The following is a 12701-nucleotide window of genomic DNA, read 5'->3' as shown; positions in this document are numbered from 1 at the left end:
AGTTTCTATTTCTATAGGAAAATAGAAGGAACGAAAGGAGGTGTATACAGATGCTGTATGCTTTTTGGAATATGTTTGCCGATGATTTTACTTCGTTGGTCTTTTATATCGGTCTGACGATGACTTTTATATTGGCGCATAGAACAACAACGAAAGTTACGAGTCGTTTTCGTGCTAGTGATGCGATGCAATGGCAGCATGTCTGTACATTAGACAGCTGGCAATCGCATACTCCTACTACTGTTTCTTACAGCAAGCCGATCGTTCATTGGCTCGCTCGCACTACCATGCGGAAGGACGGTCCGGATGATGATAGCGAAGCAGCTTCTTGTTTGTATCCAGATAACCAATCGATACAACAAGGAGGAAAAACAAATTGCAACGCACATCTGTATCCACATTCTTTAAAAAGTACGGTATTATTTTAAGCTCCATCACTCTGATAGTCTTGCTTGCCGGCTGCCAAAGCAGCAGCGGGGATGCATCTAGTGAAGGATGGTTCAATCATTACTTCATCAGTCCATTCTCTTACCTGATCAAATGGATTGCTGGTAACTTCAATGATGATTACGGGATCAGCGTTATCCTGATCACGTTAGCAGTACGTCTCATATTGATGCCTTTCATGCTGATGCAGCTCAAGAAGAGTTATGAGACACAGGAGAAAATGAAGCTATTCAAGCCAGAGCTTGATGCTTTACAGGCAAAATATAAAGACAAAACCGATGTTGAGTCCAAACAGAAACAGCAACAGGAAATGATGGAACTGTATCGAAAACACGGAATGAATCCATTTTCCGCGATGGGCTGTCTGCCGCTGTTGATTCAGATGCCTTTCTTAATCGGCTTCTATTCAGCTATACGAAATACACCTGAAATTGCAACACATGATTTCCTTTGGTTTAATCTTGGAACACCAGATATGGTCCTCATGGTTATTGCGATGGCAGTCTATTGGCTGCAATATCGCGTGTCCCAAATCGGGGTAGATCCAGCTAGAAGACAGCAAGCCCGCATGATCGGTATCATTTCTCCGCTCATGATCGGCTTTATTTCCTTCAGTTCACCAGCTGTGCTGCCACTGTACTGGGCGGTTGGCGGTCTGTTCGTAATCTGCCAGACATTGCTGGCAAAGTTTTTATTCCAGCGGAAAAAATGAGCATAGAAAAACCACTTCCTACATAGGGAAGTGGTTTTTTTAGTTATTATTCTACAACGTTCACTTTCAAATCTACATCGATGTTGCCACGAGTTGCTTTGGAGTATGGGCAGAACTGGTGTGTTTTTTCCAAAAGGTCTTCCGCTTCTTCCTGTGAAACGCCTTTTACATCTACAGAGATAGCAACGCCTAGTTTAAAGCCATCGCCATCTTTCAATAGGCTGACATCAACAGAAGTTTCTGTTTCAACACGCTTGCGCTCAGCTCTTGCTACATGGTTGAATGCTCCATCGAAGCAAGCAGAATATCCTGCTGCGAATAATTGCTCTGGGTTGGAACCTTCAGCATCTTTTTTACTGCCTGGTTGCACAAGATTAAGGTCAATCAAACCATCATCAGATTTTACATGGCCTTCACGTCCGCCAGTTGCTTTTGCGTGAGATGTGAATAATACGTCACTCATGTTAATTCACTCCTATTTCGTTTATTAGTTTGATAAAGCTGCATTCAGTATTACTAATTCCTTTTTACCGTTATTTTAAACATAAAGCAAACGAATTGCTTAGGCTGTGACGTCTCGTTTCATGAAACTGAACCATGTGATAACGGTGATGACGACAAAATAAATTGCCATTACTGCAACAGAGAAGCCCAATGTCATGCCATCCACGACGGGTACGTTACCTGGGTTATATACTGTCAGGTCCACGTTATTGAATAAAATATACTTCGACCAATCATATCTGGAAAGTATGAAACTGATGGTCGGGAAGAACATTGAGATGAAGATGGAAAACCCAATTGCCAAGGCTGTGTTACGGAATATGGTAGATAGAGCAAAAGCAATTGTCGCATAGATTAACGTTTGGACAAAGTACAGCCCGTAATCTCTTATAGTTGAAGCTAGTAAATTATTGGTCACAGTCTCTCCATTGTCGAAAATCACACTTTTCGCATCAAATCCATTGAATCCGAAGAAGATTCCGCCGACAACAAAGGAAAATCCAATAAAGAATACAAAGAAGATAACTGTCGTGATGAACATACTTACATACTTGGAAGTTAAAACGCTGAAACGGGAAGGTGTTTTAGTCAGTAATAATTTGATTGTACCTGTCCCGAATTCAGTAGAAACAAGGCCACCTGCAATGATAGCGATGAACAGGATTAAAAACGGTGCACAGTAGTACATGACGCTTTCCATATAAGCAGCAAGTGAGTCGCTTTGAACTGGTGCGATGTCTTGGTCCAGCTGGTATTGCATAGTAGCTAAATCCTGCTGGACAGCTGCGGCTTCCACATCACCATCTTCAACTTGCTTCTGTAAATCTTGTATCTGCTGCTCTGTATCTGCTCGCCAGTCTCCACTGCTGTCTTCTGCGTAATACGCTGTGAATGCAGCGATTGTAATCAGTAAGGCTGCTGCAATCCCAAACATAATCCACGTCGACAGACGACGGAATGTTTTCATATGTTCATTTTGTACCAAACCAATGAATTTAGACAATTTCCTTCCCTCCAGTCAATTCCAAGAATGTATCTTCTAATGTTTTCGTTTCTGCCTGAATTCCATAGATGCTGATGGCTTCCTTGGCTAACTTGGCAGCAGCTGCTGGTATTTCGTCACGTGTCAGCTCAATAATGATTTGTTTATCCTTAATCTCTGGTTTCTTGCTGCCCATATCTCGGAGCACAATTGCCGCTTGTTCCAATGGTTCAACCTGGAAGCTGACCATTTGTGTCTGTTCACTCGACATCTCATGGACTTGCTGTACACCTAGCATCTTACCTTGCTGAAGAACTCCGATTCGGTCACACATCAATTCCATCTCGCTCAGCAAATGGCTAGACACGATAACGGCAAGCCCCTCTTTTTCTGCAAGGTTGCGAATATAGTGACGCATCTCTCTAATACCAGCTGGATCCAAGCCATTTGTCGGCTCATCCAGAATTAGTACATCCGGACGATGCAGCAACGCTTGCGCGATTCCGAGACGCTGTCTCATTCCAAGGGAATATGTTTTAACCTTATCGTTGATTCGATTCTTCAAGCCGACTAGCTCGATAACTTCATCAATTCTCTTCTTATCTACGCCATCACTCATTCTCGCAAAATGCACAAGATTCAGATATCCAGAAAGATACTTATACATTTCCGGGTTCTCGACGATGGCACCGATATGTTTCATAGCCGCTCCATGTGACGTTTTGATACTATTGCCTTTGATTAAAATATCTCCATCCGTTATGCCCATCAGTCCGACAATCATCCGAATTGTCGTTGTTTTACCGGCCCCGTTCGGCCCTAAAAAACCGAACACCTCACCGGGATAGATGGAAAAATTGACACGGTCGATGATTTTTCGTCCACGTATCACTTTGGTAACCTGCTTGATTTCAACTGCTGGCTGTTTTTGCATACTTTTTCGCTCCTTTGCTTGTAATAAAAGTTGTAATGCTTCCTTACTCATAGATCGAGCTCATCCATTCCAATATGCCCTTCTGCTCGTCGTAGCGCAGTTCTTCAACATTCCTGTGATCCACTAGCTCCCCATCTTTGATAGCAATTACTTCATCAAGAATCATTTCAACTTCCATGATTTGATGCGTGGAAAGGAGAACAAGCTGCTTCTCCGTATCCACGAAAGTGATAAGACCTTTTACAATGGAGTCCCGCACAAGTGGATCCAATCCTGAAAGCGGCTCATCCATCAACAGAACAGGTACTTCCCTGGAAAGTGTAAGGATAATTTTCAGCCTGCCGCGATTCCCTTTCGACAGATGCTTCACTTTCGTGTTGGCATCCAAGTTCATATACGCACGAATTTCTTCTGCCTTTTCTTTATTGAAATCAGGAAATTGCGTTGCAAAGAAATCAATTGTCTGCTGGACAGTATAGAAGGAGTAATACTCATCCAGCTCGGATAGATAACTGACTTTCGATGCTATCCGGCGTGTCACTTTCTCACCGTCCAGCTCCACAGATCCTTTGCTCGGATTGATTAGCCCGGCAATCAACTTCATGGTCGTTGATTTACCTGCCCCATTCAATCCGACAAGACCGATGATTTTACCTTTATCGAGCTTTAGGTTCACGTCTCGCAATGCTGTTTTCGTCATATACCGTTTTGTCACATCTTTGAATTCAATCATCTGCTGTGTCCCCTTCCAAATAGGTTTGCAGCCCTTTTGTAATCTCTTCATTTTGATAGCCCATGTCATGCATGACTTGGATGAAATTCTGAATCTGTTCTTGTTTCAGCTTCTCACGTATAGAAAGGAGAATATCCTCATTTTCCGTAACGAATGTTCCTTGCCCTCTGCGTGATTCCACGATTCCCGATGCCTCCAGTTCGCGGTACGTCCGCTGTACCGTATTCGGATTTACTTTCGATGATACTGCCGTTTCCCTGACGGAAGGCAGTTTGTCGCCAGGCTTCAGCTCACCACTGACAATTTGTCTGTTCAGCCGATCTGCCAGCTGCAGATAAATCGGCTGGGATGATTGAAATGTATCGGTCATGCTCTACACCTCTACTTTTTTGTCTAATAACCAAGATGCGATGAAATAGATGATAAGAATAGTAATTAGTTCAATGACATAATTACCAGCATAGATGAAGGTGTCTTCACCTTGAAAATTAACTATTGCCTGCCTGACATCCATGTCGAATTGAAGAGAATTGGCGACAAAACCTAAATCGATTTTCCCCCATTCTGTAATAGCATAATAAAATTTTGAATCTGCAAGGAGTCCAAAGTAAAGATAGGCGAACACCCACCAGCCAATGAATACTGATACTCCGCTAAGGAATGCCGGCATATATCTTTCCAATAATAGAAAAACAATATATGCAAGAATGACGTAAACAGAGAAATCAATTGAAAACGAAATGACATGTAAAAATGCGATCATACCAATTCTGAACCACGTGCCATCTGAAAACGGCACAAAATGCAGACCGCCCACATAAGCCGCAATACTAATGATTAGCAAAGAGATAATCATGTATATGGTACCTGTCACCAGCTTTGCTGCGAGAAGCCCTGAAGCGTGCATTGGATTGTGAAGCCAGAGATGTAATCTTTTCCTCTCCACCCCAAGACTGTAGAGCATGTATATAGCCATGAAAAAGAAGTGCCCGCCACCCCAGGCTAAACCGATGATACCGACAGCATCCCACGCGTACCCAAATCGATAGGTAGCAACGGTAACGATAACCAAGCCGACAAGGAATAATACGATTGCCAAAAGTAAAATTGGCAATCCGATACGGAACTCCTTCTTTACTAATGCTAGCCAAGCTTTCATGAAATAAACCCTCCTGATGTATTACTGTATTAATCATATAGTACACTAGTACAGAAATACACGTCAATAGGCAAAAGAAAAAAGCTGGAACATTTTTTCCTGTTCCAGCTTTTTATTGTATTAATTAGTTTTCGTAACCAACTAATTGTTTATATGCTTTTGCATACTGATCTGCAGCTTTAATCGCATCTACGACTTGATCTGCTGTGATTGTATCAGGCAGGTTATGGATTGATTCACCTTCCTGCACTGCCAGTTCAGCAACCTTCAGCAAGTCCTCATCCGAAACATCTTTAAGTTTGATGTCTTCTAGAGTGACTGGGAGGCCAAGAGCAAGATAGAAATCAATATACGTGTTGATCTCATCAAGTGTACGATCCTCCAGCGCAAGCTGTGTTAGCGTACCAAATGCGACCTTTTCACCATGGGTTAGGCTATGAATTTCACCATGCAGTGCGGTGAAGCCATTATGGATAGCATGCGCCGCTCCAAGTCCGCCACTTTCGAACCCTAGTCCGCTAAGCAGTGTATTTGCTTCGACAACCGCTTCCAATGCAGGTGTAACGATTTGTCGTTTGTTAGCCTCATAAGCAAGCAATCCATACTCGAAGAGAACTTCTTCCGCTTTTTCAGCAATTGCTTGTCCAGCGATAGTAGCCAGTCCGCCAGCCATGTTTGTGCCGCGTCCTTCAATAGAAGCACGTGCTTCCACCCAAGTAGCCATTGCATCAGCAATTCCGGAAGCTAAGAAACGTGGTGGTGCCTGCGCGATTATTTTTGTGTCGACAAGGACAAGGTCCGGGTTCTTGTCGTAGAACTTATAGCTTTCAAAAGTTCCTTCCTCAGAGTAGATAACACTCAATCCGCTCGTCGGTGCATCAGTGGATGCTGTTGTCGGCAGGATCACAACACCAACTTGCAGCTCGTCTGCTACTGCTTTAGCAGTATCAAGTGTCTTTCCGCCTCCGATGCCGATGACAACATTACTTTCCTTACCATCAGCAGCAATACGCTTGATTTCCTCTGTCGATGCTTCTCCGCCGAATACGATTCTTTTCGTTTGGATACCGCTCTGCTCCAGATTCTCAAGCACTGTATTACCTGCCAAGTCCCATACAAATTCATCCGCAAGAACAAGTGCATTATCCCCGATTTTTTTAACATACTCCCCAGCTTTCAGAAGTACATCTTTTCCTTGAACATACCGGCTTGGACTGATAAATACTTTTTCCATGAATAAGACCCCTCTCCAAATCGTATTAAATCACATTCTAAATCCTTTTCCCTTTCTGTTCTGTTTTCTAACGTAAAATTCCTCTTTTTTGGCAAATCAAGGGTTTCTTTTGCATATATTTCATTTGGAGCCAAGAATGAAGAGGAGGACACGGAATTGACGCAGCAGCCTTATAGCAAAAACCAGCCGGTCCAACCCGGCACGAACTTTTACTTTCCGCCTCAGCATCAAGACCAGCAGCCTGGTATAGAGGGATTGATGCGGCCAAGGCCAATTATTGAGACCGATACGTACAGAGGTTCAGGAAAGCTGAAAGGAAAGATAGCGATCATCACTGGAGGGGACAGCGGAATTGGCGCAGCTGCAGCCATCGCTTTTGCCAAGGAAGGTGCCGATATTGTCATTGCTTACTATTATGAATACGAAAACGAAGATGCCCGACGGACAAAGAACAGGATTGAGCAGCTTGGGCAGCGCTGCACACTGATTGTCGGTGATTTGCGGAGCGAAGCACATTGCCAGGCTGTTGTCGCCCATACAATCGAGACTTATGGAAAATTAGATATTCTCGTAAATAATCATGGTGTCCAATTCCCCCAGGATTCGCTGACCGACATTTCCACAGCCCAGTGGGATGCAACGTTCCACACGAATATTTTTGCTTTCTTCTATCTTACAAAAGCTGCACTGCCGCATTTGAAAAGGGGTAGTACTATCGTTAATACAACATCAGTAACTGCATATGAAGGAAGACCTGATCTGATTGATTATGTTTGCACAAAAGGTGCCATTGTCGGCTTCACAAGAGCTCTATCCCAGAATCTTGCAACACAAGGGATCAGGGTTAATGGTGTGGCGCCAGGTCCGATCTGGACACCGCTCATCCCTTCCAGTTTCTCAGCAGAGGACGTTGCCACCTTTGGGCAGGATGTACCGATGAAACGCGCAGGCCAGCCTTATGAGCTTGCTCCAGCCTATGTTTACCTTGCTTCTGAAGACTCCTCTTATGTAACTGGTCAAATCATTCATGTGAACGGTGGGACGATGGTAAGCTCCTAAAAAAAGAGCCTGCGCAATTTTATGCGCAGGCTCTTTTACTGGTTATTAGAAAGATGCTTTGTAGATCTCAAGTGAATCTTCTTTATTCAATGTGTGATATCCACCGAACTCGCCGTTCGCATATGCTTTTTCAGCCATCAATTCCAAGCTATCTTCGGAAATATCGTAGTCACGAAGTGTAGCTGGTGCATCAATGCTATTCCAGAATGCGCGCAATGCATCAATTCCTTCGAGTGCTGCTTCTTTATCTGTTTTGCCTGTCGGATCAATACCGAAGACACGGACAGCAAGCTGCTTGAAGCGTGGTGCAGTCTCATCATTGAGTACATGCTTCATCCAGTTAGGGAATAGAATCGCCAGACCGCCGCCATGCGGGATGTCATGAACTGCAGATACAGCGTGCTCAAGGTTATGTGTTGCCCAGTCGCCGCGATAGCCCATGTTTAAAACACCGTTCAATGCCATCGTTCCGCTGTAAAGAATAGCAGCACGATTGTCGTAGTTTTCCAGATCCTCAAGCAGTTTCGGTCCTGTTTCCATTACCGTTAGCAATAGGGACTCACAGAAGCGGTCCTGCAATTCTGTATTCGTCGTTGTATGGAAATAATGCTCCAATACGTGAGACATCATGTCGACGATACCGTAGATAGTCTGGTCACGCGGTACAGTGAATGTGTTTTGTGGATCCAGAATAGAGAATTTCGGGAATGTATACGCACTTCCCCAGCCATACTTTTCATTTGTTTCCCAGTTCGTGATAACAGAACCAGCGTTCATTTCAGAACCTGTCGCCGCAAGAGTAAGTACAGTACCAAATGGAAGAGCATCGTCTGCGAATGCTTTCTTCGTTACGATATCCCATACATCTCCATCGTATTTGGCACCAGCTGCAATTGCTTTTGTACAGTCAATTACACTTCCGCCGCCAACTGCAAGCAATACATCGATACCTTCTGTTTTGCAGATTTCTACACCTTTACGCGCAGTAGAAACACGCGGGTTTGGTTCAACACCAGAAAGTTCGAATACTTCCGCTTCGATTTCCTCAAGTTCTTTCAGCACTTTTTCATACAAGCCGCTGCGCTTGATGCTTCCGCCTCCATAGACAAGCAATACTTTCTTGCCGTATGCAGGAATTTCTTCTTTTAATTTATCTAATTGGTCTTTACCGAAAATCAATTTTGTTGGGTTATAAAACGTAAAATTATCCAATCTGATCGCCTCCACATTTTATTATGCTAAAGGCTTGGAACAGAAGTAAAGCAATCCGCTCATGCCTGCCAAGCCTTAGGATATATATCTATAACTATTTTATTGGCTTATTGGCGCTGCAGCGGCATAGAGCAGCATCGGAATGATCCCCCGGACTTGATGATCTCTGAGAAATTCACTTCAATGACCGTTACTCCTTCTTTACGAAGCGCTTCATTTACCCGCTTATTGGAAGGCAGGCTCAATAACTTATCCTGCGCAAAAGACAGGATGTTCGTTCCCATATAGAACTGTTCTTCCTCAGAAATCTCGATTGTTTTATACAGTTTACGGAACCGTTCCAAATCTTCTTGTTCGAAAGCATCTGGATAAAGAATCGCCAAGTCTTCCCGAACCAAGTTGAAGACACAATCCAAATGAAGAATATCCTCACGAATCCTTACCGGAAGCACCTCATATTCCGGCAGCAGCTCCTGTACTTGCTGTACGGCTTTCTCATCTGTCCGTTTACTCAGGCCGATCCATACACGTCGACCGTCAACGACGACATCACCGCCTTCGATCGTTCCCTCTGTAATACCTTTATATGTAAGGTCCTGTTCCTCCAGCCATTCCTTTAGTATTTTTGTTTCACCTTTGCGGATATCATCTTCCATATTCGAAACAAATAATGTATCTCCTATGCAAAAACCGATATCCCGGGTATATACTTGTTCATTAAACTCCTTATGAGCCGGCAGTGACATCACATCCACTCCATGATCACGCAAGGCTTTTACAAAATCACCATGCTGCTTCATAGCTAAATCTGTGTCAATATTATGATTCAAATAATGCTTTTGTGTTTCGTTGATGATTTTGCGTATCTCCATATAGGCTGGCGGACATACGACGACATGCCTCAATTGTCCAAATTCTGACTGGCACTTTGTTTGGGGTTTTTTCTCTTCCTGCATCTTAGTCATACGATTCCCTCCATATAGTTGGCTTTTAGACGATTCTTCCTTCCACTCCTTATACACTTCCCTGTTTTGGGGTTTAATAAGCTGCCAAAAAAGGGATACTACCTGTAGAAATTCAGAAGGAGGAGATCATAATGGAACAAGCAGAAGTCAAAAAACACGTAGAACAGATTTTGGAAAATCAGAAGATCGGCACACTCGCTACCGTTCAGGGTGGTAAGCCTTATACTCGCTACATGGCCTTCTTCAACGAAGGGTATACATTATATTGCGCAACAAGCGGCAACTCACACAAGGTGGACGATATCGAGAGCAATCATAACGTCCATATCCTACTAGGATACAACGGCGATGGCGTCGGAGACGAATATGTTGAAATTGAGGCTGAAGCAAAAGTCAGCGAGTCTTCAGAAATGAAACAGCAGCTCTGGAAAGATAGCTTCAGTGCTTGGCTTGACGGTCCGAATGATCCAGATTACGTAGTACTGGAAATCAAACCTGACAAAATCTATTTGAAGAATGTGAACAAAAGCGACGTTTATACAGTCGACGTATAAGGAAAAAGCAGAACTACTTGTGGTTCTGCTTTATTATATATTCGGAAATTGCCTGTTTTAAGCTAGTCATCGAAGCCGCCTTTAATGTCCCTTTCGACTTAAGTCCTCTAACTTGTGATGGAGATAGTCCCACAATTATTGTTTTCGTACCGATCAGCTGAATTGTTTCAAATAATTGACCCAGCTGCTTTTCCCCATCATCCGTTATCTCTCCAACAGCATGGAAATCGAAGAAGACCTGCTCGTAATCTCCTTCATCAATTCGATACAAGATGTTCTCCTCGATCACCTGCAGCTTATCCGCTTGCAGATCTCCGAACAGAGGGACAAGTCCTGCTTCTGCATAAAGAGGAATGAATGGACCGCTCAGTTTATGGATTCGCTCTATTGCGACCTCCAGCTCTTCCTTCTTTTCGAGTAATTCAAAATCTGTTTCTGACAATCTGCTTCGGAGCTTTGTCAGCTGGTCTGTGAGATTATCTACTTCTTTCGTTTTTTCCACACATAGTATATGCACTTTATTATCTTCCCATTGCGAGGAAATACCGAACACGGCCAAGGGATCGTATTTCGTTTTCATATTTAGTTCTATTTCTATTTCCGAAAAATCAGGCTGTATATACTGGCTGACTTTCTGCCGGCTCTCTTCATCAACTAAAGTTCTAAAATTATCGCCAATTAAAAAGATATCACTGGCTGAGCGTGAATAATCCAATATCGCAAGCTCTTCATCAAGTAAGAAATACGGAAGTGGGAGAAATTTACCGGACACCATCAGCTGGTGCCTCCGTCTTTTCCTCAAGCCATGCAGAGACCTCATCAAGATCGTAAATTACGCGGGTCTGTGTGCCACAATAGGCTCTTAAATCATGCATAGCTACTACCCTTCCCCCGACAAGAATCCAGGGTTCCCAAGATAATTGCTCAAAGGCAGCAATATATTCTGTCAGCGCAGTAATTCTGTATGGAATTGCCGCAGATAAACCCACTACATCCGGCTGCCATTGCTCAGCACTTTGCAACGCATGAGACAATGGGAGATTCGGCCCCAGATGTCTAACTTGCCAATGATTCTCCTCAAATAGAGCTGCTATCATTTTCGAGCCGATAACATGATGTTCATCCTCCAGACATAGGAACATTGCTTTTTTCTCCGATTGTCTGTTTCGCCGCTTAAATGGAAAGATATACTGAGCCAACGCAAAATCACACACACTCGTCGCCAAATGCTCATCCGCTACAGTGATTTCATTACGCAGCCATTTTTCTCCTATATCATACATCGCCGGTGTTATGATTTCCTTGTACACACGTATACTCGGTCTAGTATCCTCTTCTAAAACTGTGTACGCCTGCCGCTCATCGCCCGCAAGCAACGCAGCAGCAAAACGCTGCCATGCTTCTGTCATCACGTATCACCCTCAGTTGTCTTCATCCTTGTTCTTTTCTGCAATCAAAACCTGAATTCCTTCCTCCAGACATGCTTTGTAAAAGAGGTATTGCTCTTTGTTCATGTAATTATCCAGGAGCGGAATGAGCCGCTCATAATTATCGATAATGATCTTTTCATTCATACCACGGGCAGACAGCAGCTCATGCAGCCATATGGTGTAGTCCACGAACAGCTTTGAGTCATCTGCGTCATATGCTGACTGCAGATAATCAAGATGATGCTGATTATCTTCCCGCGTCCGCTTCTTTCCGTTCTCGCCATATCGCTCATATAAAGAAGGATAAGCGCTGAAAATTTCCTCCACTATCTTATCAAGCATTGCATTTTTTGCTGACTGCTGGTTCACTGGGCCACCACCTCGAACATTTTGACGATAGGCCGGATAGCTGCAAGCTCTTGATCCGGATACTTTTTCTCCAGATCATGGATACGCTTAAAATCTTCCCCGCTCACCCAGTTTAGATAGCTCTGCTTGTCCTCCCAGGTGATTTCTACCGTCAGCTCACCTGGCTTTTTCTGATTATGCAGCAGCTGGAACTGTCGGAAACCAGGTGCTTGATCCACCAATTTCGATCGATTTCGATAGATAGCTATAACTTCTTCTGCCTTTTCTACTGGAACATCAAAGATTGAATGGACGATATACATGGAATCCCCCCAAATGCGATAGTTTTGAATACTTTAAGCGTATCATAAATTCAATATGCGTTTATAGCATTTCACCTTTGTTCTTCCATACAAAAAGAGCCATGA

The 12701-nt window shown here is 43.5% G+C and carries 17 protein-coding genes; 4 read left to right on the top strand and 13 right to left on the bottom strand.

All coding sequences use genetic code 11. The annotated features are described in order from the left end of the window. Nucleotides 1-50 precede the first annotated feature (50 nt). Both CHH48_RS15365 and yidC read left to right on the top strand, forming a co-directional pair. Nucleotides 51-428, top strand: a complete 378-nt coding sequence (locus CHH48_RS15365; protein WP_095220039.1) for a hypothetical protein — start codon at nucleotides 51-53, stop codon at nucleotides 426-428. Further along, nucleotides 377-1159, top strand: a complete 783-nt coding sequence (yidC, locus tag CHH48_RS15360; protein WP_095220038.1) for a membrane protein insertase YidC — start codon at nucleotides 377-379, stop codon at nucleotides 1157-1159. Before CHH48_RS15365 ends, yidC begins: the two co-directional genes overlap by 52 nt. Nucleotides 1160-1205: 46 nt before the next feature. On the opposite strand, the gene CHH48_RS15355 is transcribed toward yidC, so the two are convergent. From CHH48_RS15355 to CHH48_RS15325, 7 genes are all read right to left on the bottom strand, one after another. After that, nucleotides 1206-1622, bottom strand: a complete 417-nt coding sequence (locus CHH48_RS15355) for an organic hydroperoxide resistance protein (RefSeq protein ID WP_038557946.1) — start codon at nucleotides 1620-1622, stop codon at nucleotides 1206-1208. A gap of 99 nt (nucleotides 1623-1721) precedes the next feature. Further along, a complete protein-coding gene (locus CHH48_RS15350) occupies nucleotides 1722-2666 on the bottom strand; it encodes an ABC transporter permease (RefSeq protein WP_095220037.1) in 945 nt (314 codons plus the stop codon). Then, nucleotides 2659-3579 carry an ABC transporter ATP-binding protein gene (locus tag CHH48_RS15345; protein ID WP_095220132.1) on the bottom strand — a complete coding sequence of 307 codons (921 nt, stop codon included), beginning with the start codon at nucleotides 3577-3579 and terminating at the stop codon, nucleotides 2659-2661. Before CHH48_RS15345 ends, CHH48_RS15350 begins: the two co-directional genes overlap by 8 nt. Nucleotides 3580-3622: 43 nt before the next feature. Further along, a complete protein-coding gene (locus CHH48_RS15340; RefSeq protein WP_095220036.1) occupies nucleotides 3623-4312 on the bottom strand; it encodes an ABC transporter ATP-binding protein in 690 nt (229 codons plus the stop codon). Beyond that, nucleotides 4305-4682 (bottom strand): GntR family transcriptional regulator, encoded by a 378-nt coding sequence (locus tag CHH48_RS15335; RefSeq protein WP_095220035.1) that lies wholly within the window; start codon nucleotides 4680-4682, stop codon nucleotides 4305-4307. The genes CHH48_RS15340 and CHH48_RS15335 overlap by 8 nt, the downstream gene beginning before the upstream one ends. A gap of 3 nt (nucleotides 4683-4685) precedes the next feature. Next, on the bottom strand, nucleotides 4686-5471 hold the full coding sequence (locus tag CHH48_RS15330) for a hypothetical protein (RefSeq protein WP_095220034.1): 786 nt from the start codon (nucleotides 5469-5471) through the stop codon (nucleotides 4686-4688). A 124-nt stretch (nucleotides 5472-5595) separates the two neighbouring features. Further along, a complete protein-coding gene (locus CHH48_RS15325) occupies nucleotides 5596-6705 on the bottom strand; it encodes a glycerol dehydrogenase (RefSeq protein ID WP_095220033.1) in 1110 nt (369 codons plus the stop codon). A 156-nt stretch (nucleotides 6706-6861) separates the two neighbouring features. Between CHH48_RS15325 and CHH48_RS15320 the strand changes: the two genes are divergently transcribed. Next, nucleotides 6862-7764, top strand: coding sequence for an SDR family oxidoreductase (locus CHH48_RS15320; protein WP_176466469.1), 903 nt, complete (start codon nucleotides 6862-6864; stop codon nucleotides 7762-7764). 45 nt (nucleotides 7765-7809) lie between these two features. On the opposite strand, the gene CHH48_RS15315 is transcribed toward CHH48_RS15320, so the two are convergent. Both CHH48_RS15315 and CHH48_RS15310 read right to left on the bottom strand, forming a co-directional pair. After that, the gene (locus tag CHH48_RS15315) at nucleotides 7810-8976 is read right to left on the bottom strand and encodes an iron-containing alcohol dehydrogenase (protein ID WP_095220031.1); all 1167 of its coding nucleotides are present in this window, start codon (nucleotides 8974-8976) and stop codon (nucleotides 7810-7812) included. A gap of 107 nt (nucleotides 8977-9083) precedes the next feature. Then, a complete protein-coding gene (locus CHH48_RS15310) occupies nucleotides 9084-9941 on the bottom strand; it encodes a dimethylarginine dimethylaminohydrolase family protein (protein WP_095220030.1) in 858 nt (285 codons plus the stop codon). A gap of 131 nt (nucleotides 9942-10072) precedes the next feature. Here CHH48_RS15310 and CHH48_RS15305 point away from each other — a divergent pair, with 131 nt between their 5' ends. After that, entirely contained in the window at nucleotides 10073-10495 is a 423-nt protein-coding gene (locus CHH48_RS15305) for a pyridoxamine 5'-phosphate oxidase family protein (protein WP_095220029.1), read from the top strand. Nucleotides 10496-10508: 13 nt separating this feature from the next. Here the strand turns inward: CHH48_RS15305 and CHH48_RS15300 are convergent, their stop codons facing one another. From CHH48_RS15300 to CHH48_RS15285, 4 genes are read right to left on the bottom strand one after another with little or no spacing between them, the layout of a single operon-like run. Next, nucleotides 10509-11270: an STAS domain-containing protein gene (locus tag CHH48_RS15300; protein WP_095220028.1), complete on the bottom strand. Its 762-nt coding sequence runs from the start codon at nucleotides 11268-11270 to the stop codon at nucleotides 10509-10511. After that, nucleotides 11257-11904 (bottom strand): cobalamin B12-binding domain-containing protein, encoded by a 648-nt coding sequence (locus tag CHH48_RS15295; protein ID WP_095220027.1) that lies wholly within the window; start codon nucleotides 11902-11904, stop codon nucleotides 11257-11259. The genes CHH48_RS15300 and CHH48_RS15295 overlap by 14 nt, the downstream gene beginning before the upstream one ends. A gap of 12 nt (nucleotides 11905-11916) precedes the next feature. Next, on the bottom strand, nucleotides 11917-12294 hold the full coding sequence (locus tag CHH48_RS15290) for a hypothetical protein (protein WP_095220026.1): 378 nt from the start codon (nucleotides 12292-12294) through the stop codon (nucleotides 11917-11919). After that, nucleotides 12291-12596: an antibiotic biosynthesis monooxygenase family protein gene (locus CHH48_RS15285; protein ID WP_095220025.1), complete on the bottom strand. Its 306-nt coding sequence runs from the start codon at nucleotides 12594-12596 to the stop codon at nucleotides 12291-12293. The genes CHH48_RS15290 and CHH48_RS15285 overlap by 4 nt, the downstream gene beginning before the upstream one ends. Nucleotides 12597-12701 lie beyond the last annotated feature (105 nt).

The sequence above is a fragment of the Terribacillus saccharophilus genome (genome assembly GCF_002272075.1).
Taxonomy (GTDB): Bacteria; Bacillota; Bacilli; order Bacillales; family Amphibacillaceae; genus Terribacillus; species Terribacillus saccharophilus_A.
This window is presented reverse-complemented; position numbering and strand designations above follow the sequence as displayed.